Origin of the sequence: Brevibacterium sp. R8603A2 (assembly GCF_023072605.1) — a bacterium.
GTDB classification, from domain to species: Bacteria; Actinomycetota; Actinomycetes; order Actinomycetales; family Brevibacteriaceae; genus Brevibacterium; species Brevibacterium pityocampae.
In genome coordinates this window covers 154,063-175,430 of record NZ_JALLGN010000008.1, presented here as the reverse complement: position 1 = coordinate 175,430, position 21,368 = coordinate 154,063, and the positions used below count along the sequence as shown (strand labels likewise).

The 21,368-nt window shown below is 70.7% G+C and carries 21 protein-coding genes; 14 read left to right on the top strand and 7 right to left on the bottom strand.

Annotation, left to right across the window (positions count from 1 at the left end; all coding sequences use genetic code 11):
- The first annotated feature begins 31 nt into the window (after window positions 1-31).
- The 6 genes from MTQ12_RS09995 to MTQ12_RS09970 are packed head-to-tail and all read left to right on the top strand — an operon-like array spanning window position 32 to window position 4,990.
- Window positions 32-679, top strand: coding sequence for a MarR family transcriptional regulator (locus MTQ12_RS09995; RefSeq protein WP_247618482.1), 648 nt, complete (start codon window positions 32-34; stop codon window positions 677-679).
- Entirely contained in the window at window positions 676-1,596 is a 921-nt protein-coding gene (locus tag MTQ12_RS09990; protein ID WP_247618481.1) for a phytoene/squalene synthase family protein, read from the top strand. The genes MTQ12_RS09995 and MTQ12_RS09990 overlap by 4 nt, the downstream gene beginning before the upstream one ends.
- Entirely contained in the window at window positions 1,593-3,254 is a 1,662-nt protein-coding gene (gene crtI / locus MTQ12_RS09985) for a phytoene desaturase family protein (RefSeq protein WP_247618480.1), read from the top strand. The genes MTQ12_RS09990 and crtI overlap by 4 nt, the downstream gene beginning before the upstream one ends.
- Entirely contained in the window at window positions 3,254-3,634 is a 381-nt protein-coding gene (locus MTQ12_RS09980) for a lycopene cyclase domain-containing protein (RefSeq protein ID WP_137318263.1), read from the top strand. Before crtI ends, MTQ12_RS09980 begins: the two co-directional genes overlap by 1 nt.
- On the top strand, window positions 3,631-4,146 hold the full coding sequence (locus MTQ12_RS09975; RefSeq protein ID WP_247618479.1) for a lycopene cyclase domain-containing protein: 516 nt from the start codon (window positions 3,631-3,633) through the stop codon (window positions 4,144-4,146). The genes MTQ12_RS09980 and MTQ12_RS09975 overlap by 4 nt, the downstream gene beginning before the upstream one ends.
- Complete coding sequence (locus tag MTQ12_RS09970; protein ID WP_247618478.1) at window positions 4,127-4,990, top strand: prenyltransferase; 864 nt, start codon at window positions 4,127-4,129, stop codon at window positions 4,988-4,990. The genes MTQ12_RS09975 and MTQ12_RS09970 overlap by 20 nt, the downstream gene beginning before the upstream one ends.
- A gap of 201 nt (window positions 4,991-5,191) precedes the next feature.
- Here MTQ12_RS09970 and MTQ12_RS09965 read toward each other — a convergent pair whose 3' ends face one another.
- Window positions 5,192-6,973, bottom strand: a complete 1,782-nt coding sequence (locus tag MTQ12_RS09965) for an HNH endonuclease signature motif containing protein (RefSeq protein ID WP_247618477.1) — start codon at window positions 6,971-6,973, stop codon at window positions 5,192-5,194.
- 680 nt (window positions 6,974-7,653) lie between these two features.
- On the opposite strand from MTQ12_RS09965, the gene MTQ12_RS09960 reads away from it, so the two are divergent.
- From MTQ12_RS09960 to MTQ12_RS09945, 4 genes are all read left to right on the top strand, one after another.
- Window positions 7,654-8,796 carry an ATP-binding protein gene (locus MTQ12_RS09960; protein WP_247618476.1) on the top strand — a complete coding sequence of 381 codons (1,143 nt, stop codon included), beginning with the start codon at window positions 7,654-7,656 and terminating at the stop codon, window positions 8,794-8,796.
- 171 nt (window positions 8,797-8,967) lie between these two features.
- The gene (locus tag MTQ12_RS09955; RefSeq protein ID WP_247618475.1) at window positions 8,968-9,615 is read left to right on the top strand and encodes a DinB family protein; all 648 of its coding nucleotides are present in this window, start codon (window positions 8,968-8,970) and stop codon (window positions 9,613-9,615) included.
- 57 nt (window positions 9,616-9,672) lie between these two features.
- Window positions 9,673-10,848, top strand: a complete 1,176-nt coding sequence (locus MTQ12_RS09950) for an asparaginase domain-containing protein (protein WP_247618474.1) — start codon at window positions 9,673-9,675, stop codon at window positions 10,846-10,848.
- A gap of 350 nt (window positions 10,849-11,198) precedes the next feature.
- Entirely contained in the window at window positions 11,199-11,354 is a 156-nt protein-coding gene (locus tag MTQ12_RS09945) for a hypothetical protein (RefSeq protein WP_175406815.1), read from the top strand.
- A 211-nt stretch (window positions 11,355-11,565) separates the two neighbouring features.
- Here MTQ12_RS09945 and MTQ12_RS09940 read toward each other — a convergent pair whose 3' ends face one another.
- Both MTQ12_RS09940 and MTQ12_RS09935 read right to left on the bottom strand, forming a co-directional pair.
- A complete protein-coding gene (locus MTQ12_RS09940; protein WP_247618473.1) occupies window positions 11,566-12,585 on the bottom strand; it encodes an NADP-dependent oxidoreductase in 1,020 nt (339 codons plus the stop codon).
- Between the two features lie 263 nt (window positions 12,586-12,848).
- The gene (locus MTQ12_RS09935; RefSeq protein WP_247618472.1) at window positions 12,849-13,592 is read right to left on the bottom strand and encodes a DUF402 domain-containing protein; all 744 of its coding nucleotides are present in this window, start codon (window positions 13,590-13,592) and stop codon (window positions 12,849-12,851) included.
- Window positions 13,593-13,657: 65 nt separating this feature from the next.
- On the opposite strand from MTQ12_RS09935, the gene MTQ12_RS09930 reads away from it, so the two are divergent.
- Both MTQ12_RS09930 and MTQ12_RS09925 read left to right on the top strand, forming a co-directional pair.
- A complete protein-coding gene (locus tag MTQ12_RS09930) occupies window positions 13,658-14,566 on the top strand; it encodes an amidohydrolase family protein (protein ID WP_247618471.1) in 909 nt (302 codons plus the stop codon).
- Window positions 14,567-14,836: 270 nt separating this feature from the next.
- On the top strand, window positions 14,837-15,256 hold the full coding sequence (locus MTQ12_RS09925) for a cupin domain-containing protein (RefSeq protein ID WP_247618470.1): 420 nt from the start codon (window positions 14,837-14,839) through the stop codon (window positions 15,254-15,256).
- Between the two features lie 67 nt (window positions 15,257-15,323).
- Here MTQ12_RS09925 and MTQ12_RS09920 read toward each other — a convergent pair whose 3' ends face one another.
- The 4 genes from MTQ12_RS09920 to aqpZ form a co-directional block, all read right to left on the bottom strand.
- Window positions 15,324-16,148, bottom strand: a complete 825-nt coding sequence (locus MTQ12_RS09920) for an enoyl-CoA hydratase/isomerase family protein (protein WP_247618469.1) — start codon at window positions 16,146-16,148, stop codon at window positions 15,324-15,326.
- An 86-nt stretch (window positions 16,149-16,234) separates the two neighbouring features.
- Window positions 16,235-16,759: an isopentenyl-diphosphate Delta-isomerase gene (gene idi, locus MTQ12_RS09915; protein ID WP_247618468.1), complete on the bottom strand. Its 525-nt coding sequence runs from the start codon at window positions 16,757-16,759 to the stop codon at window positions 16,235-16,237.
- Window positions 16,760-16,939: 180 nt separating this feature from the next.
- Window positions 16,940-17,803 carry an endo alpha-1,4 polygalactosaminidase gene (locus MTQ12_RS09910; protein ID WP_247618467.1) on the bottom strand — a complete coding sequence of 288 codons (864 nt, stop codon included), beginning with the start codon at window positions 17,801-17,803 and terminating at the stop codon, window positions 16,940-16,942.
- A 153-nt stretch (window positions 17,804-17,956) separates the two neighbouring features.
- Entirely contained in the window at window positions 17,957-18,739 is a 783-nt protein-coding gene (gene aqpZ, locus MTQ12_RS09905; RefSeq protein ID WP_137318275.1) for an aquaporin Z, read from the bottom strand.
- Between the two features lie 281 nt (window positions 18,740-19,020).
- Here aqpZ and MTQ12_RS09900 point away from each other — a divergent pair, with 281 nt between their 5' ends.
- Together MTQ12_RS09900 and MTQ12_RS09895 are read left to right on the top strand one after the other, a co-directional pair.
- Entirely contained in the window at window positions 19,021-20,109 is a 1,089-nt protein-coding gene (locus tag MTQ12_RS09900) for a PhzF family phenazine biosynthesis protein (RefSeq protein WP_137318276.1), read from the top strand.
- A 305-nt stretch (window positions 20,110-20,414) separates the two neighbouring features.
- Window positions 20,415-21,344 carry an SDR family NAD(P)-dependent oxidoreductase gene (locus MTQ12_RS09895; RefSeq protein WP_247618466.1) on the top strand — a complete coding sequence of 310 codons (930 nt, stop codon included), beginning with the start codon at window positions 20,415-20,417 and terminating at the stop codon, window positions 21,342-21,344.
- The last annotated feature ends 24 nt before the right edge of the window (window positions 21,345-21,368 follow it).

Genomic DNA, 21,368 nt, shown 5'->3' with positions numbered 1-21,368 from the left:
CGACCCGATAGGCGATCCCGCTTCCGAACCCGTGGTCGAGCATCTGCCGGACGACACCGCCGCGGCAGGCGCCCCTGCCGACAGCCGCAGCCCGCACCGGCACGAGGCCGGGTTCTCCTCGCTGTTCCTGCTCCAGAAGTTTACCGTCGAATCGGAGCGCTACTTCGAGACGGCCCGCCGCACCGAGCACATGGGCCACACCGATGTGCATGCGGTCAACGCCGTCGTCGAGGCCGACCGGCGCGGCTATCCGATCACTCCCACGGACCTGCGCCGGCGCCTCGTGCTGTCCGGGCCGGCGACCTCGGCGGTCATCGACCGGCTCGTGCGCAACGGGCACCTCACCCGCCACCGCTCCGATGCGGATCAGCGGGCGGTCAACCTCCACGCCACGGAGAAGGCCCGGCAGCAGGGCGCGGACATGTTCGCCCCGCTCGTCGAGCACATGATGCGCGTCATGCGCGGGGTGCACCCCGACGACATCGAGATGTTCGACGCCCTCATCGTCATGCTCACCCGCGCCGTCCAGCACGCACAGGAGGAGGTCGCCGCCGGCCAGGCCGAGCGCGGCCCCGCGGCACCGGATGCGGCAGACACCTCGGCGACCGGCGAGGCCGACACCACGATCCCGGACGAAGCCGGACCCTCGGCTCCGGACGCGGACGGCGGTCCCGCATGACCCCGCGCCCCGCCGACCTCTACACCGCCACCGCCCAGCGGGCCGCCCACCAGGTGCTCACCCGCTATTCGACCTCGTTCTCGCTCGCGGTGCGCACCCTGCCGCCCCCGGTCCGCGCCGACATCACGAGCATCTACGGCATGGTCCGGGTCGCCGACGAGATCGTCGACGGCGCCTGGGACACCGCCGACCCGGCCGAGGCGCGCGCCGAGCTCGATCGGTTCGAGCACCGGATCGAGGCCGCGGTCGCGCAGGGATTCTCCTCCGATCTCATCGCGCACGCCTTCGCCCGCACTGCCCGCGACACCGGGATCGGCCCGGACCTGTGGCGGCCGTTCTTCGCCTCGATGCGCTCCGACACCGAGCACGACGGTCACGACGCGGACGGCCTGGCGACCTACGTGCACGGCTCCGCCGAGGTCGTCGGCGAGATGTGCGTGCGCGGATTCTTCGACGGCGCGCCGCTTCCCGCGAGCCGCGAGCACGAGATCACCGAGGGAGCGCGCGCCCTGGGGGCGGCGTTCCAGAAGATCAACTTCCTGCGCGACCTCGGGGAGGACGCCGCGCTCGACCGCGCCTACTTCCCCGGGGTGGACCCCCGCTCCCTCACCGAGGAGCAGAAGACCACGATCGTCGCCGACATCACCGGCGACCTCGACCTCGCCGCCACGCGCATCCCACACCTGCCGCGCGGGGTCCGGCCGGCGGTGTGGACCGCGCACGGGATCTTCGACGAGCTCACCCGGATCATCGCGCGCACTCCGGCGCACCGCGTGAGCACCACACGGATCCGGGTGTCGAATCCGCGTAAGCTCGCACTGGCTGCGGCTGCCGCCGCCGGCCGACCGCGCTCAGGCAATCGCGTCGGCCGCCCACCACGCACCCGGACATGCGTCCGGACCCGAGGAGTCGCATGACCCGCACCGCGCAATCCTCCGCCGCGCAGTCCTCCACCGCGCAGTCCTCCGCCGCACAATCGTCCGCCGCGTCGCCCTCCACTGCCCGGACCGAGGTGCCCCGCACCGTCGTCATCGGAGCGGGGATCGCGGGCCTCGCCACCGCCGCTCTACTCGCCCGCGACGGCCACGCGGTCACCGTGCTCGAGCGCAACTCCTGGCTGGGCGGCCGCGCCGGCATCCATCGCGAGTCGGGCTTCACCTTCGACACCGGGCCCAGCTGGTACCTCATGCCCGAGGTGTTCGACCACTTCTTCCGGCTGTGCGGCACCTCGAGCGCCGAGCAGCTCGACCTCGTCCCGCTCGATCCCGGCTACCGGGTGTTCGCCGAGGACGGGCTCACCGTCGACGTGCCCTGCGGCCGCGACCGGGTGAGGGAGCTGTTCGAATCGCTCGAACCCGGCAGCGGAGAGCGCCTCGACACCTATCTCGACTCCGCATCCGATGCCTACGACCTGGCGCTGCGCCACTTCCTCTACAGCACCTTCCGATCGCCGGCCGCGCTCGCCGACCCCGCGATCCTCAGGCGGCTCGGACCGCTGGCCGGCATGCTCACCGGCTCGCTCGCCGATCGGATCGACGCCACCGTGACCCACCCGCTGCTGCGGCAGATCCTCGGCTACCCCGCGGTGTTCCTCGCGATGTACCCGGAGCGGGCACCCGGCATCTACCACCTCATGAGCCGCCTCGACCTCATCGACGGGGTGCAGTATCCGCGCGGCGGCATGCACACGATTATCGACGCGATCGAGCGGCAGGCCCGCGCCGCCGGGGTGGAGATCCGGACCGGGGCCGAGGTGGTCGCCCTCCCGGTCGCACCGGCCGGCCGGCGCGGCACCATCACCGAGGTCGTCGCCCGCACCGAGTCCGGCCTCGAGGTGTTCGAGTGCGACCATGTCGTCGCCGCCTGCGACCTCCACCACCTCGAGACCCGGCTCCTCGACCCGGCCTACCGCACCGCCGGGAAGCGGACGTGGGCGCACCGCGATCCGGGGATGGGCGGCGCGATCCTCATGCTCGGCGTCGACCGGCGCCTCGACCGGCTCGCCCACCACAATCTCTTCTTCACCGCCGACTGGGACGCGAACTTCGCCGCGGTGTTCGGCGAGGAGCGCTCCCTGCCCGACCCCGCCTCGGTCTACGTGTGCGCCCCTTCGCGCACGGACCCCGGTGTGGCCCCGAACGGGTGCGAGAACCTCTTCGTGCTCGTCCCCTGCCCTGCCGACCCGTCCCTGCGCGCCGGTCAGCCGGCCTTCGAGGCGTACTGCGACCGGATCATCGAGCAGATCGCCCGCTGGTCCGGCGAGGCGGACTTCGCCGAGAACCTCGACGAGCACATTCTCGTACGGCGGACGCTCGGGCCCGGGGACTACGTCGACGACTTCCACGCCTGGCAGGGCACCGTGCTCGGCCCGGCGAACACCCTGGCGCAGAGCGTGTTCCTGCGCGGCGGGCCGCGGCGGCCTGCCGGGCTGCGTGCTTCGCGGCTCGACAATCTGCTCTACGCGGGGGCCTTCACCGCTCCCGGGGTCGGGCTGCCGATGTGCCTCATCAGCGCGGAGAACGTCGTCAAGGAGCTGCGCGGCGACACCTCCGGCGGCTGGCTGGAATCGCTGTGATGAGCTGGGCGTACCTCGCGTGCCTGCTGTTCAGCCTGGCCGGGATGGCGATCCTCGACCTGCGGCACCGGCTGTTCTGGTTCGCCGATGCGCGACGTGCGGCGATCGTCCACGGCCTCGGGCTGGCGGCGTTCCTCGCGTGGGACGGTCTGGGGATCCTCACCGGGATCTTCCATCGCGGCGACAGCCCGTACATGACGGGGATCGACCTGGCTCCCGAGCTGCCGCTCGAGGAGTTGTTCTTCCTCGTGTTCCTGTGCTGGCTCACGATGAACCTCTACACCGGCGGGGCGCGGATCCTCCGGGCGCGGGCGGGCAGGGCACGTGCGGGCAGGGCACGTGCCGACGTCGACGGCGGACCGGCAGGTGAGCGGCCGTGACCTATACGCTCATCAACCTCGTGTTCCTCGTGCCGACACTCGTGCTCGCGGTGGTCGGCTGGCGCTCCGGCAGGGTCTCCCGGTCCGCGCTGGCGCTCGCGGCGATCGTGATGATCGCGCTCACCATCGTGTTCGACAACCTCATGATCCGCGTCGGGCTGTTCACCTATGCCGAGGACCTGATCTCCGGGATCATGATCGGTGCGATGCCGGTCGAGGATCTCGCCTACACGGTGTTCGCCGTCCTCGCTCTTCCGGCGCTGTGGGAGCTGCTGGGACGGCGACGCACCTCGGCAGTGAGAAGCGATGCCGTGGGGAGCGGTGCCGTGCGAGTCGACAACGCACGGGCAGACGAGGCACGGGCAGACGAGGCACGGGCAGACAAGGCACCGAGCGATTCGGCCCAGCATGATCCGGCGCGCCATAATCCGACCCAGCAGATTTCAGCCCAGCAGAATTCGACTCAGTACGATCCGCAGTCGGACCGAGGGGATGATCAGCGTGCTCCGTGAGCTGTTCCTCGCCTCGCGCCCGATCTCGTGGGTGAACACGGCGTTCCCGTTCGGGGCGGCGTATCTGCTGGGCGGCGGCCGGGTCGACCTCGTGTTCGTGCTCGGCGTCGTGTTCTTCCTCGTGCCGTACAACCTCGCAATGTACGGCATCAATGACGTCTTCGATTACGAGTCGGATCTGCGGAATCCGCGCAAGGGCGGCGTCGAGGGGCACCTCGCCTCTCCCGAGCAGCACCGCCGGATCCTCATCGCGGCAGCGGTGGCGTGCGTCCCGTTCCTCATCGCGTTCGTCGTCCTCGGCACGGTGCTGTCCACTGCCGTACTCGCACTGAGCATGTTCGCGGTGCTCGCGTATTCGGTCAGGGGTCTGCGCTTCAAGGAGATCCCGGTCCTCGATTCGCTCACCTCGTCCACCCACTTCTCCTCGCCCGCATGGTTCGCCCTCGCGCTACTCGGCGACCCGGTGGGCCGGGACGGCTGGCTCGTGCTCGCCGCATTCTTCCTCTGGGGGATCGCGAGCCAGGCCTTCGGCGCCGTGCAGGACATCGTGCCCGACCGCGAAGGAGGTCTCGCCTCGGTGGGGACCGTGCTCGGCGCACGGGCCACGGTGCGTCTGACGACATCCGTGTACCTGCTCGCCGGGGCCCTGCTCGTCTTCACCTCTTGGCCGGTGCCGCTCGCCGGACTGCTCGCGCTGCCCTACGCGGTGAACTCCGCCCGGTTCTGGTCGATCACCGACGACACCTCGGCCGAGGCGCACCGCGGCTGGTCGGTGTTCCTCTGGCTCAACTACGTCGTCGGCTTCTTCGTCACCATGCTCATGCTCTGGTTCGCACTGGGGTGAAGCTCCTCCGGGTGGAGTAGGGCGCAGCTCCTCCGGATGGAGGCTGGGGTGAATCTCCTCCGGGTCCAGTACGGCGAAGCGCTGCGAATGCAGGTGACGAGCGGAGCCCGCGGTCGCTCTCCGACGCGGAGGGCAGTGACGATTCCCGGTGACGATCCCGGGGTGTTGGAAAGTTGACCAGCTGATCTCGGAGTCGACGTTTCACGTAGTGCCGGCCTCGTCACCGCCCGTCGACCGATCGGTCCGATCGCGCGGCTGATGCGCTGCGAGCCGGGCGGCGTGCTCGGTGTGGATCGGGTTGCGCATCGGACGGGTGGTGATCGCGTCGGCGCAACTGGCTCGCCATACTGTGCCGGTCACATGGGTTCCGCAGTCTGCGTGGTAACCGGTCGATTGATCTGAGTCACCGGCGATACGGGGATCGCCGCCAGCATGGCACGCGCCGCCTGCACAAGGCTCACCGCCGACGAAGCCCTCCGTCTCCTCCTGGGATTCGACACTGATGATGCCGCGCGTCTTGCAGTCGTGGTGATGTTTGCACAGCGGGTGGAGATTCCGCGGCTCCGTCCGGCCACCGGCCTGAGGGTCGGCGTGGTCGAAGGGGATCAGATGGTCGATCTCGCAGTACTGAGCAGGCACGTCGCAGCCCGGTGCCGCACACGTGTGCCATTGCGATTCGGCTGTTCGCCGCAGAGCGTCCGGGATCCGGTACTTCTGCGCCGCGATCGGCAGGACGGTGCCGTCGACCGGATCGGTGAGAACCCGCTCGAGGTGCGGTGCGAGTGCCACGATGCTGCGGGCGATCTCCGCGGGAACGGGGCTCGTGCCGTGGAGCTCGCCGGGCATGTCCGCACCGCCGGATCTTGCATCGAGCAGCGACATCGCGGGTACGGTGACGGTGACCGCGGCCTGGCGGCGCAGCCAATCGTCGTGGGTGGGGCAGGTGAGCGTGACGGTGTGGATGTATGCAGTCTCCGACTCCCCCAGGTCGGGGACCTCGCTGAGGCCGCTGAGCTTCCGCATTCTCCGCGTTCTCGACCCGGTGTGTCGGTGAGTCGGTGGAGGCGTATCGGGTGGTGGATCGTGTGCGCTGCCGGTGCGGGTATCGGAACCTGCCCGTGCGGCCGTGGTGTCTTCGCCGCCTGGATCCGCACTCTGCCGGGCCGCGGTTCCCGCGCCTGCACCCGTGCCCGCAGGGCGCTCGGGACCGGGCTGGAAGCTGTTGTTCGGGGTCGCGGGGCCGTCGACCTCGGCGACGGTCACGTCGATCCGGCCGGTGGCGCGGGTGATGATGTCGAACATGAGCTCGTTGACCTTGCGCGGATCGACGATTGCCTGGCGGGAGCGATCGAGGCCGAACGCATCGGCGTGATTCAGGGTGATCGCCCGTGCCATCGCACGAGTGCGCTGATAGAGGGCATCGAGCGCGGTCGTCGGACCGGTCAGCGTCAGGCGCGCGGTGCCGTCCCGCCAGCGCTCGATCTGCACCGTTCGATGCCGATTGCGGGCGTGCTCCAGGTTCTCGCGGCCGGCGATGAGCGCCGCCTGCCGATCGACGAGCACTCCCAGTCGGTGCGGGGTCAGATCGTGCGGTTGGGCACACGCGAACTCGTCGATCCTCCTGACATCCGTGAGCGACAGGTCGCGGGTCTTCTTCATCACGGTCCGCAGCTTCGTCCATGACGCCTCCCCGGTGAGCACTGCGTGCCTCAGACGTGGCAGCCCGTAGTACGCGAGCAGACTGTCGGCGGCCGCGCTCGTCGCACGCGCCGTCGTCATCGACAGCCGGTGCGCCAGAGTGATGTCGAATCCCGCCCTCAGCGACTCCCGCGCCGCATATCTGAACGGGACGGCCGGTGGCACTCGCTCCGCATCGAGATCGTCCTCGAGCTCGAACAGGGCACGGATCTCGTCCGCGCTGTGCGTCGTGGCCAGATAACCGGTAGCAGCTTGGGCGAGGGCGACGAGTTCTTCGAGCGCCACGACATCCCGCTGACGCGCAGCGGCTCGCACCCGCTCATGGAGCCGCTCGAACCGGATCTCCTCCTCCGCGAGCATCGCAGTGCCGCGATCGACCGGTTCGCCCCGGGGACGTCCGGAGGCACAAGAACTCGCGGGGACATGGGGACTCGGGTCAGAGGGGAACACACCGACACCGCGTTCTGCATCCTCTGCCGAGAGCATGTCGTAGACGCCGAGGAGAGTCGAGGGCGCTGAGAAGCGCGCTGGGTCCGTGGAGACGGTGTATTCGGGGTCCGCTGGACCTGCACCTCCACCTGCACCTGCCGCCGCACAGGCAGCGAAGATCTGCTCGTCCACCGTGGGTGCTCGCTTGGCCGACATTGCTCGGTTCCTCTCGCCGTGTTCTAATACTAATCGATCGAAGCAACGATTGGAACAGCTTGCGCTGAGAATGTTCGAATACTTTTTCACTCACTCACGCTCCGCTCGTCGGTCGTTCGATTCCGAGCTCAGCGAGTCAAATCCAAACCGACTAAACACCTCCAAACCCACCCCGGGCGGCCCCGGCCCCCACCCGGAGAGAAACCACCCTGCCGGCAGCCACCCTTCCACCTACCGCCCGACGCCTGGCCACGGTATTCTCAAGAATCTAAACAAATCCAAACTGCAGCATCAGGACTGCAATCGGAGGACCACGGACGATGAGCGTCACCATCCCACCGCCGCCCGTACCCGGTGCCTCCCCCTCGCCCTTCACCCCGACCTTCGGCGTCATCCCACCGGCCCTCGTGGGCCGGCAGGGCGAGGTCAACGACTTCGCCTACGCGCTCGACAGCGGCCCCGGCGCCACCGGCCGGGCCACGCTCATCACCGGCCAGCGCGGCGTCGGCAAGAGCGTCCTCCTCCACGTCTTCCACGAGGTCGCGGCGAGCCGCCAATGGATGACCGTCCATGCGCAGGCCTCGCCCGGGTTCTCCACGAGCCTGACCGAGGCGCGGCTGCCCGAGCTCCTCGCCCGCCTCGATGCCGCGGACACCGTCGAATCCTCCGTCGTCGGGTTCACCCTGCCGTTCGGTGCCGGCGGGCTCACCACCCGCACGGAGTCCACCAACCCCCTGACCCCTGACTTCCGCCACCACCTCATGCGAGCGCTCGAGATCCTCGCTGCCCACGGCACCGGCCTCGTCCTCACCCTCGACGAGGTGCACCGCTCGCAGCTCGACGAGCTCCGCCGCGTCACCGATGCGATCGCCTACGCCTTCAGTCAGGAGGCGCCGGTGGCGTTCGTCGCCGCCGGCCTGCCGCAGACGATCACGAGCCTCATCGACGACGAGGTCTCCACCTACCTCCGGCGGGCCGAGCGGGTGACGCTCGGCAACCTCAGCCCGGAGAACACCCGGATCGCGCTCGAGGCGCCGATCACGCAGGCCGGCAAGACGATCACGCGCGAAGCCCTCGAGCTGGCGATCGGGGCGAGCGGGCACTATCCGTTCCTCATCCAGCTCATCGGCGACCACGCGTGGAGAGCCGCAGGCGACGAGGACGTCATCTCCGTCGAGCACGTCGAGGAGTCGGTGGCCCGGGCGCGCACTGCCATGCACCGGCAGATCCACGAGCCGACCGTCGAAGGACTCACCGACCAGGAGCGCAGCTACGTCCTCGCGATGGCCGCCGACGACGACCGCTCCCGGACCGCCGAGGTCGCCCGCCGGATGGGCGTGACGGCGAAGTACGGCAGCGTCTACCGGGCCCGCCTCATCACCCGCGGCGTCATCGAGCCCGCCGGCCGCGGATGGGTCCGCTTCACCATGCCCTACACCCGCGAATACCTGCTCACCCGCTGACCGGGTACACGGAATCGTCGATCGCGATCGGCTGCCGAGCCGAGATGTCCGCCGGTCCTGCTGCAGCCCTCGATTCCTCACCAGGTATCGTCGGCCGCAGCAGGATTCGTCGGCATTCGGGCCGGCGAGGCGTCATCGGGCCGGACCGGCCCCGCGCAGGAAGGACCCGCCGTGGCCGACCCCACCCCGCAGACCCCGGATCCTCTGCAGACCCCGGATTCCCCGCAGACCCCCGAACCCCCGCACGCCCCTGTCGCCCCGCAGCACACCCGTGGCGATCTGCCGCCGCACGTGCGGACGCTCGTCGGCTTCACCCTGGTCAAGCTCGACGAGATCATCGATGCGGTAGGCGCCCTCGACGACGCCACCGCCAACGCTGTTCCGCCCGTGCCCGGCGCGAACTCCCCCTTCGTCCTGCTCACCCACTGCCTGGGGATGATGCGGCGCTGGTCGTCGACGGTCAACCTCGGCATCCGGGTCCCGCGCGATCGGGAGGCGGAGTTCAGCGCCATCGGCCGGGTCGCCGATCTCCTCGTCTCCGCCGCCGAGGTGCGGGCCGCATTCCTCGCCGACCTCACCGCCACCGACTGGAACAGCCCGCCGGTCGCCCCGGCGACCGGGTACGGACCGTGGTCGCAGTCGACGTTCGGAGTCCTGCTCCATGTGTTCGAGGAACTGTGCCAGCACCTCGGCCATCTCGAGATCACCCTCGACCTCCTCCGGGCAGCCGAGCTCCGGGCGGGCGGCGACCGGGCCCCCGACCACCGGGCCGCCGGCCACCGGGCAGGCGACCTCCGGGCAGGGAACGACCCCGCCTGAATGCTCGGCGCCCCCGCCCGCTTCCTCCACCCCGACCCGACTCCCGCGAGGACTCCCATGCGCACTCTCCACGTCATCGCCCTGGGCGGCACCATCGCCTCGAGCACATCGCCGGCTCCGACCGACAGCGCCGACAGCACGGGCCGTACCGGCCCTACCAGCAGCACCGATCGCACCGACAGCACCGGCCCTACCAGTAGCACCGGCCCTGCCAACAACACCGATCGCACGGACAGCACCGGACCCACTGCCCCGGCCCGCGGGGTCGCACCGACGGTGACGGCCGAGGAGATCACGGCCGCCGCCCGCCTCGACACCCTGCCCGGCGGCGCCCCGCAGGTCAGCGCGGAGCAGCTCGCGCAGGTGGGGTCGGGGAGCATCGACTTCGGCATCCTGTTCAGCACTGTGCTCGCCGCGCGACGTGCGGCCGAGCACGGCGCCGACGGCATCGTGCTCACGCAGGGCACGGATACGCTCGAGGACTCCGCGTTCGCGCTCTCGCTCCTCAACGACTCCGGCACCCCGATCGTCCTCACCGGCGCCATGCGCAATCCCACGCTCCCCGGGGCGGACGGCCCGGCCAATGTCCGCGCAGCCGCGCTCACCGCGCTCGCCCCGGAAGCCGCCGGGCTGCGCGCCGCGCTCGTGTTCGCCGACGAGGTGCACGACCCGCTGTTCGTCCGCAAGGCGCACACGAGCCATGTCTCGCCGTTCACCTCGGGCCCGGTCGTGGGAGCGCTCGGCTGGGTCGCCGAGGACCGCGTCCGGCTGCCGCACCTCCCTGCCCCGCGCACCCTGCCGGTCGGACTCGCAGTGCCCCGCGGTTCCGGGGCCGACGCCGCCCCAGATACCGCGCACGCCCCGAACCTCGACTTCCCCCGCGTGGCACACATCGACGTCGGTTTCGACGACGGGCTCGAGCTCCTCGCGACGCTTCCCGAGGCCGGGTACTCGGGCGCAGTCCTCGCCGGAGTGGGCGGCGGTCACGTGGCCGCCCGCGCGGTGGAGGCCGTCGAGGCGCTGGCTGTGCGGATGCCGGTGGTCCTCGCCTCACGCACCGGGGCAGGGGCGACGCTCGAGGACACCTACGGCTACCCGGGTGCGGAGATCGACCTGCTGAGCCGCGGTCTGCTGCCGGCCGGCCTGCTCGATGCGCGGAAGGCGAGGATCGCACTCACCCTCGCGTTCGCCTGCGGGGTCGACCCCGCCGAGGTGCTAGCCGCGTTCCGCTGATCGGTCGGACAGCAGATGGGGTCGTGGGGGCCGCTCGGACCGGACCAGCAGATCCCTCCGAATCCGGCGGGTCGCCACTGGCCTCGTCCTCCCTCGCCGCTGGCGCCCCTCACCACACTCCACCGCGCCGCACCTCACCACACGGCACCTTGCCTCCCGTAGTCTCACCCAGGCCGTCCGATGTCCAGAGGGAACAGATCGGCAGGCCGTACTGTTGCCGTAGTAGACACCCGTCGCCGGACGCGCTCACCGACGGGCGTGTTGCACCCACCGGGGCGTTCCACCGTTGCAGCGCGATCTGTGCCGTCCGCGAACCGCTCATCCGCCCCGCCCGCCAGAAAGGGTCCGTCATGACCAAGGACAATCCGAACCGCTCGCCCTACGAGGGTGCGGGCCTCCTCATCGCGCTGGCGAGCACACTCGTGGGTGCAGCGGTGACCGCGCTCGTCGTCAAGGGCCGCCGCGACAAGGGCACCCCGCACATCGACGCCGACGACGAGGACTGACGCCCAGCTCTCCCGAGCCCGACACCACGACGGCGGCCCCCCGGATCTCCGTAGGGCCGCCGTCGTCGGGTGTGCGGTTCGACCGCCGGGCGCGCGCTGCGCGTTCTTCACACGCAGGCTCGGGCAAGCGCCCGGCCTCGGGCCCAGTTCGACTCAGCTCAGCTCAGTGACTGGGTTCGGCTCGGCTCGGCTCAGCACCCGATCCGGATGCTCACTCGCCGACCTGGATGATCGTCTTGCCGAAGTTCTTCCCCTCAAGCATGCCGACGAAAGTCTGCGGCGCGTTGTCGAGGCCCTCGGTGATGTCCTCGCGGTACTTCACCTTCCCCTCGCGCACCCACTGGCCCATGTCACGCAGGAAGTCGGAGAACATCGACTCGACGAACTCGGTCTGGATGAAGCCGCGCAGCAACAGGCTCTTGGTGAGGATGTTGCGCATGAGGGCGGCGGACCGGTCCGGCCCGGAAGGCGCCTCGGTCGCGTTGTAGCCGGCGGCCAGCCCGCACACCGGGACGCGGGCGAAGGTGTTGAGCCGCGGCAGCACCGCGTCCCACACCGGTCCGCCGACGTTCTCGAAGTACACGTCGATGCCCTGCGGCACCGCCTGCTTGAGGGCACCGCGCAGGTCATCGCCGCGGTGGTCGAGCGCGACGTCGAAGCCGAGCTCCTCGAGGAAGGCGACCTTCTCCGGCCCACCCGCGATGCCCACGGTGGTGCAGCCCTTGATCTTCGCGATCTGCCCCACGGCAGAGCCCACCGGCCCGGTGGCGGCGGCGACCGCGACGGTCTCGCCGGCCTGCGGGCGGCCGATCTCGAGGAGGCCGGAGTAGGCGGTGAAGCCCGGCATCCCGAGCACACCGAGCGCGGTGGTGACCGGTGCGGCCTCGGGGTCGAGGAGGCGCAGCTGGGCGGCCGGCTCGACGGAGTACGACTGCCAGCCGCCGTAGGACAGCACGGTCTGGCCGGCGGAGAACTTCGGGGAGTTCGACTCGACGACCTCGGACACGGTGGCGCCGACGATGACGTCGCCGATCTCGACCGGCTTCGCGTACGACTTGGCGTCGGACAGGCGTCCGCGCATGTACGGATCGAGCGACAGGTAGCGGGTGCGGAGGAGCACCTCGCCCTCACCGGGGGACCCGATCGGGGCGTCGTCGTGGGTGAAGTCCTCCGGCTGCGGGACGCCCACGGGGCGGGAGGCGAGACGGATACGGCGGTTCGACTCGGACATGCAAACTCCTTCGGCTGCTGTTCGACGGCTGATCAGCAGGTCTGCCGGTCAGCGCTGGTGGTGTTCGGTGCGGTTCTGTTCACAACGTTCTGTTCGGTGCGGCGCCCGCGGCCATGGAGTCCGCAGGAGAGGCCTGCGCACCAGTCTATGCTGACCGGTTCCGGCTCGGCCATGGGTCGACGACCAGAATGCCCGGTGAGCGCCACTCATCGCTCGCGTGCATCCGGCGCACCCCTCCCCGCGCCCGAGGCACCCACCGGCACTCAGCCGGCGACCGCCTCGGGTCCGGGGACGGGCCAGGCGGGGTCCGGATCCCAGCGGGTCCACTCCTCGGAGAAGGCCCAGTGACCGGCGGCGAACTCCGCGAGCGCCAGCCGTGCGTGCTCCTCGACGACCTGTGCGATCTCCTCGGTCCACATGCCGTAGCGGACGGCGCTCGCGAGCTCGTCGTCATCCTTGCGGCGCACCGTTCCGTCCGGGTCGATGACGAGGTCGAGGATGTGGTCGCTGGTGAAGAGGTCCGCGATGCCGAGGCGCCGGTGGCGGTGCTCGAGGTTGACGTACCAGCCGCGGAAGCGACCCTCGGCGGTGCGGAACACCCAGACGGAGAAGGGCATGCCCGCCGGGACGATCCGCAGCACCCCGCGCCCGTGCCAGCGCCGGAGGATCGGCACGCGGCCCGGCGCGCGGTCGACGGGCACGAAGCGCACCGCGTGATCGACCTCGTGCGGGTTGAGATCCTCGAAGCCGCGCACCCGCAGGTCGGCCGTCGCGGTGCCACCGGCGAGCCACAGCACCATGCCGCGCGGGTCATCGCGGACCACGCGCATCGGCTGCACCACCTCGCCGCCGACCGCATCGAAGTCGAGGCGCCGGAAGCGCCAGCGGACGAGGTCGCCCGGTGCGGCGAACGGACCCTCACCCACCGGCCGGGTGCCGGCAGGCAGGGTGATGGGGAACGGATCGCGGACGGCGCTGTGCTCCCTCGGGGACTCGTGCTCGTGCATGCAGCCATTGTCGCGCACCGTGCTCACTCGGCCTCACCCCTCGCCGCACGCCTACAGTGGTGCCCATGACCATCGAACCCCGCGACGACGCGGACGTCCCCCGGTTCCTCTCCGAGCTCGGGATTCCCGGCCTCGCCGACATCCACGTGCACTTCCTCCCCGAGCGGATGCTCGCGAAGGTGTGGGACTACTTCGATCAGGCCGCCGCCGGGTACGGCCGCGCCTGGCCCATCACGTACCGCTTCGACACCCCGACCCGCCTGCGGATCGCCCGCGAGCTCGGTCTCGCCCGCATCCCCGCGCTCACCTACCCGCACAAGCCGGGCATGGCGGCATGGCTCAACGACTGGAATGCGGAGTTCGCGGCCTCCGCTCCGGACATCCTCCACTGCGCCACCCTCTACCCGGAACCCGGGGTCGACGAGTACGTGGCGCGGGCGATCGGCTCCGGGGCCCGGCTGTTCAAGGTCCACATCCAGGTCGGGGCGTTCTCACCGGCCGACCCGCTCCTCGACCCCGCGTGGGAGGCGCTCGCCGCCGCCCGGCTGCCGGTGGTCATCCATGCCGGCTCGGCACCTCGGCCCGGGAGGCACACCGGTCCCGAGGCGGTCGCCCGGGTGCTCGCCGACCACCCGGAGCTGCGCCTCGTCATCGCGCACATGGGGATGCCGGAGTACCACGCCTTCGCCGACCTCGCCGAGCAGTACCCCGGGGTCCACCTCGACACGACGATGTTCAACACCGGCTTCACGAACGCCACCACGCCGTTCGACGCGGCCTACCGGGCGCGGCTGCCCGGGCTGCGAGAGCGGATCGTGCTCGGCTCGGACTTCCCCAACATCCCCTACCCCTATTCCCACCAGCTCCAGGCGCTGTGTCGGCTCGGCAGTGCGGACGAGGGGTTCGGCGACGACTGGCTGCGCGCGGTGCTGTGGGACAACGGCGCCCGGCTCATGGGGATCGACGGGACCTGAGAGTCCGAGCTGCTCGTCACCGGGGTCTCTCCAGTGCGTTTCGACGCGGAGATACGCACTGGGCCGACCCCCGGAGCAGCAGGTGATGGCCCGACCGGTGCCGTGTGCTCAGGCCAGGCTCACCTCACTGAGATGAGCCTATTCTTACTGGTGAGAGGCCTGTCGCCGCCGTAGAATCGAATCATTCCTCCCCCACTGCGCAGGTTTCGGACCGCGCGGGGAGGAGCAGGGTCGACCGGGCAGATGTCCCGTCCCCGGAAAGGAGCGATCATGACCGACCTCACCGATCACGGCCCCCGCCCCTACACCCTCGACATCGAGGAGGCCACGCGGGCCAATGACAACTTCCGTTCCACGCTGTGGACCGGAGAGCACCTGCAGCTGACCGTCATGTCGATCGACGTCGGTGACGACATCGGACTCGAGGTCCATCCGGACAACGACCAGTTCCTGCGCCTCGAGCAGGGCCGCGGCCGGGTGACCATGGGCCCATCCGAGACCGAGGTCACCTTCGAGGAGGAGGTCGCCGACGACTGGGCGATCTTCGTCCCGGCGGGGACCTGGCACAACGTCGTCAACATCGGTGACGAGCCCATGAAGGTCTACGCGATCTACGGCCCGGCCGACCACGTGCGCGGAACCGTGCACGCGACCAAGCAGGACCAGGAGAACGATCCGAACGAGCACTGATCCGAATGAGCACTGATCCGGAGCCCGCCCCGCAGATCTGCCGGGCCGTCGCCCGACGCTCGCAGGTTCAGCGGCGGCGGTACTGCGGGGCGCGCTTGGCGAGGAACGACTCGGTGGCCTCGGAGCGGTCCTCGGTCATCGCGGTGTAGATCTGCTGGCGGTTCTCGAATTCGACGGCGGCCTCGAAGGACGGGATCTCGAGGCTCTTCCACAGTCCTTCCTTGGTGAACTCGACCGAGATCGGGGCGTTGAGCATGATCTGCCGGGCTGTCTCGAGCGCCCTGTCCATGAGCGCTCCGGGCTCGACGACATCGGCGAGCAGCCCGAACTGCTGGGCCTCCGCCGGGGTGAAGCGCCGGCCGGTGAGCATGAGCTCCTGCGCGCGGCCGGCGCCGACGATCCGGGGCAGCAGCCAGGACAGGCCCATGTCGCAGGCGGAGAATCCGGCGCGGATGTAGCCGACGGTGAAGTTCGCCCCCGGCACCGCGTAGCGGATGTCCGAGGCGCACAGCATCGACAGGCCGACGCCGGCGGTGGCGCCGTTGACCGCGGCGATGACGGGCACCCGCAGGCCCCGGATCCGTGCGACGAGGTCGGCGATCTCCTTCTGGCGGGCCATCGCCCGCGGCACCGTGCCCTGCGCTTCGACGAGGTCATCATCGCCGTAGCCGGTGAGGTCGAGACCGGCGCAGAAGGCCCGCCCCTCCCCGGTGAGGACGAGAGCGCGGATGTCGAGGTCGGCGTCGACCTCGGCGAGGGCCTGCTTCGCCTCGGCGATGAACCCGATGTCGGCGGCGTTCATCCGCTCGGGGCGGCAGAAGGTGAGGCGGGCGATCCCGGGCTCGGGGCGGTCGAGGCGGACGGCGGTCACGGCGGCGGTGTCGGAATCCATGGCATCAGAGTATCGATCCCGCGGCCGGGGCGTATGGCGCGGATCACATTCCGGTCGGGTCGCAGCCGGCGGTCGCAGCCGGCGTATCACTCGCCGCTGAGCTGGGCCCACTCCTCGGCGAGCCAGGGACTGAAGGCGAAGGGAGCGGCGGCGAGCGCGCGGCCGAGGTCGTCCGGGGCGATCCACGCGAACTCCGCGACCTCATCGGCGCTCGGCCGCACCTCGCCGACGAGGCGGGCGGTGAACACCGGGCAGATCTCGTTCTCCACCACGCCCGTGGCGTCCACGGCGCGGTACCGGAAGTCCGGCAGCACCTCGGTGATGTCGGTGACCGCGCAGCCGAGCTCCTGCCGGGCCCGCCGTTCGATGGCCGCGGCGAAGGGCTCCTCGGGGCCGGGGTGCCCGCAGAACGAGTTCGTCCACACCCCGGGCCAGGTGCGCTTGCTCAGCGCGCGGCGCGTCATGAGGACCTCGCCGGCGTCGTTGTGGAGGAAGCACGAGAACGCGAGGTGGAGCGGGGTATCGAGGTCGTGGACCGACGCCTTGGGCGCCGTGCCGGTCGGGGTGCCGTCGTCGGCGAGGAGGACGACGAGCTCTTGAGTGCCGGCCACGATCGGACCTCCAGGAGTCGGGGCGGATTCCCGCGCTCGGCCCACTGCGCGATGCCGAGGGTGAGTCCGCAGGACGTCCTCCCACCCTAACGGAGGGGCCTGCGCGGACGCCTGCCGGTGAGGCCCCGCGCACGCCGTCCCCCGCAGAGGGTCCCCACGCTCGCTCCGCGCCGGAGCCCTTCACGCACAGCGTTCGATGGCACCCGACAGCGGGAGGCAGGAGCGGACGACGGTGAAGCCGGCCGGTGCGGCCGCGCACACGTCCGCGAGCCGCCCGACGTACTCGATGTCGAAGACCGCCTTCCCGGCCTCGGCGACGGGGGCGTACCAGTCGCACTCGCCCAGATCGAGGCACTGCTCGAGCACCGCGAAGTCGACGAGGTCGACGACCTCGGGCACGATCTCCCCGGCATTCTTGAGTCCGATCGCGAGCCCGTGCTCGTGGGCGATGTCCGCGATCGCCCGCATGTAGGCGACTGCGTCCTCCTCCGTGAGACCGAAGCCGGAATCGTTGCTGAACACGTCGATGCTGTCGGGGTCGATCGCGAGGAATCCCTTGTCCGCGCAGTTCTCGATCCGCCGCGACATGATCGGCAGCAGCACCTCGTGCCGGCGGATGTCGAGCCACCGCTCACCGGGCCACTCCTCATAGGGCTCCCCGATGACCTCGGCGGGGAAGTCGGATGCATCGGCGCGCCAGTCCTCGACGGTCCCGATGCTCAGGTAGCAGATCGGATAGACGCCGCGGTCGCGCAGACCGCGCACGTCCGTCTCCGCGGTGTCGTCGCCGTCGAGGTCGTAGACGTCGACGGGGAGCCCGAAGTCGACCGCGCCCTCGTACTGGATGTGGAAGCTCGCTCCCGGGGGAGGAACCGTGGCTCCGGGCGGCGCGCCCTCCACCCCGGGGGACGACGACGCCCCCGTCATCTCCCCGGTGGGGGACGTGACGGGGGCGGAGGACACCGAGGTGCCCGCGCCGGAACCGGGATCATCACCGGATCCGGGACCATCACCCGAGGCGCACCCCGCGGCGAGCACGATCACGGTTACGGCACCGGCGGCCCCTGCAGCCCGCAGGAGGCCTGTGCGCCTTCGAACGGTCATCGTGACACCGGTTCTGGTCCCGCAGGAGGCCTGTGCGCCTTCGAACGGTCATCGTGACACCGGTTCTGGTCCCGCAGGCCTGCCCGATCCGCCTCAGATGTCCCGGCGCTGAACCCGGTCGACCGGCTCCGGCCGCTCCTCGAGCACCTCGGAGGTGTTGGGGAACAGGAAGCCGTAGGTCAGGCCGGCGATCGCGGCACCGGCGAGCGGGGCGAGGAAGAACACCCATACCTGTGCGAGCGCATCGCCGCCGGCGAACACCGCGACGCCGAACGAGCGGGCCGGGTTGACCGAGGTGTTCGACACCGGGATCGACACGAGGTGGATGAGAGTGAGGGTGAGGCCGATCGCGAGCGGTGCGAAGCCGGCCGGAGCGCGGTTGTCGGTGGCACCGAGGATGACGTATAGGAAGATCGCGGTGAGCACGACCTCGCAAACGATCACCGCCGCGAGCGAGTATCCGTTCGGCGAGAACTCGCCGTAGCCGTTGGTCGCGAAGCCGTTCTCCGCGATGGAGAACTCGGGGCGACCGGTGGCGATGAGGAGGAGGACGCCGCCGGCGACCACGCCGGCGACGAGCTGGGTGATCCAGTACGGCAGGGCATCGCGCCACGGCAGGCGGCCGGCGAGCGCGGCGCCGAGCGTGACGGCCGGGTTGAAGTGGCCGCCGGACACGTGACCCACGGCGTAGGCCATACCGACGACGGTGAGGCCGAACGCCAGGGCGACGCCGGCGAATCCGATGCCCATGTTCACGCCGTTGTCCGCGTCCATGACGGAGGCGGCGAAGATCGCCGATCCGCAGCCGCCGAACACGAGGACGAAGGTGCCGAGGAACTCGGCGGAGAGCTTGGAGACGAGCGAGGGGGAGGTCATGGTGCGGCCTTTCGGTGGGAGTGCCGGCCGGGAGGGCCATGTGCTCGATGCGCCATCAGTATACTCCTACGCTCGGGCGTCGACGACGGCCCTGACGGTCACGACAGCGAGGCGCGAGACGGCGGGAAGGCGCAGAGAGGCTGGGCACGCACCGTCCAGACGCCGATGAGCACAGCACTCTCGGGCAGCACGGTTCAACAGGCGCAGTTCAACAGGCTCGGGTCGGCAGGCTCGGATCAGGGAGCGGGGAGACGGAACCGGCACGGGGATACGCTGGCCCCATGACTTCGCGACCCCTCGGCAGCTCCTCCGACACGACCGCCGACCAGTCTGTCAGCGGCCCCCGCGCGTTCCGGCAGGTCGACGTGTTCGGCTCGGCTCCCCTGGGAGGCAACCCGGTGGCCGTCGTCCACGGCGCCGGCGGCCTCGACGAGGCGACGATGGCGGCCTTCGCGCGCTGGACGAACCTGTCCGAGACGACGTTCCTCCTCTCTCCCACCGACGCGGGAGCGGACTACCGGCTGCGGATCTTCACGCCGGGCGGCGAGCTGCCTTTCGCCGGGCACCCGACGCTCGGCTCCGCCCACGCCTGGCTCGAGGCCGGCGGGACACCGCGCTCCGCGGGCACCCTCGTCCAGGAGTGCGGGGCCGGGCTCGTCACCCTCCGCCTGGGCGGCGGGAGCGCCCCTCGCGAGGCGGGCCCCTCTGAAGATGCATCGACGGACACATCGATCCGGACCGGGGCATCGCCCGCACCCGAGGCGTACGCCGCCATCGCCTTCGCCGCTCCTCCGCTCATGCGCTCGGGTCCGGTCGACGCGGAGACGCTCGCCGCAGCGGTCGCCGCCCTCGGCCTGCGCGAGGACGATGTCGTCGCGAGCAGCTGGGTGGACAACGGGCCCGGCTGGATGGGGATCCTCGTCCGCGACGCCGCGCTCGTCCGCTCCCTCACTCCGGACTTCTCCGCCGTCGGCGACCTCCGCCTCGGCGTCATCGGCGCCTACCCGGAGGCCGAGGCGCACATCGAGCACGAGGTGACCCAGGCCGGCGATGCGCACGCGGCACGCCCGGAGCACGCTGAGGGCACGTCAACCGCATCCAGCACCTACGACCCCGTGCGTCCGGCCGACTACGAGGTGCGTGCCTTCGTCCCCGGCGTCGGCGTGCCGGAGGACCCGGTGACCGGCAGCCTCAACGCCGGGCTCGCGCAGTGGCTCATCGGCGCCGGCATCGCACCGCGCAGGTACACCGCCTCGCAGGGCACGCAGGTGGGTCGCACCGGCATCGTCGGGATCGAGCAGGTCGGTGAGGACATCTGGGTGTCGGGCTCCACGCGCACCGTGTTCACCGGCACCGCCGACCTCGGCTGAGGATTCCCGCAGGCTGAAGCGCAGTGATCGCACCATCGAGCTGCCACTCGTGCTCGAGTTTCGGGTTCCGAATCGAGCACACGTGACAGGTCGATGGGGATCGGGCAGAAACGGCAGGTCGACGGAGCGTGCCGGCCTCGACCGGCCCCGAGCACACGCGCACGCCCTGCCGCCCACCGGCCCCACCGGCTGCACGCACTCTGCCGCCCGCACATCTGGGCTGCCGTTCCACCGACCACGCAACCTCACTTCGACCCGGCCCGCGCACGTATTCTGAAGACCCGCCCCGACGCCGAGGAGGCACGATGACCGCTCCGGATCCCACCCCCGCCCCCACGGACTCCCCCGACACCAGTGCCGCGCATGCCGCCGCCGATCCCACCTGCACCCCCGACCGCGCCCCGCTGACCTGGTTCATCACCGGTGCGAACTCCGGCCTGGGGCTCGCGATCGCGCGCACCGCATCCGCCGCCGGCGACCGCGTGCTCGCCACCGCGCGCCGCCCCGAGACCCTCGAACCGCTGACCGCCGAGTTCCCCGACACCGTGCGCACCGCCGCCCTCGACGTCACCCGCTCCGAGCAGATCCCCGGCACCGTCGACGCGGCGATCGACGCCTTCGGGCGCATCGACGTGCTCGTCAACAACGCTGGCTACGGACTGCGCGGCGCGGTCGAGTCCTGGAGCATGGACCAGCTGCGCCGCCTGTTCGACACGAATGTGTTCGGCGTCGTCGAGCTCACGCGTGCGGTGCTCCCGCACATGCGCGCGGCCGGCAGGGGCTGGATCGTGCAGATGTCCTCGGTCGCGGGATTCCGGGTGAGCCCGGGCGCTGCGGCGTACTCCGCGTCGAAGTTCGCACTCGAAGGACTGTCGAAGGGCCTCGCGCTCGAGGTCGCCCCGCACGGGATCGCGGTCACGCTCGCCGAACCCGGCCCGTTCCGCACGGACTTCTCCGGCCGCTCGCACGACTGGGGCGAGGAGCACCCCGCCTACACCGAGATCCTCGCCGAGGAGTTCACCAAGTACCGCGCCCGCTCCGGTAAGCAGTCCAACGATCCGGTGCGCGCCGCGGAGATCCTCGTCGACCTCGCCCACCGCCCCGACAGGCCGCTCCACCTGCCTCTCGGGCCCGAGGCGTTCGCCACCGCCCGTGGCGAATTCGGCTCCCGGCTGTCCGCGCTCGACGAGATCGAGGGCATCGCCGCGGACACCGGCTTCGCCGACGAATCCTGAGCCGACCGCCGGCTGGCCGACGGG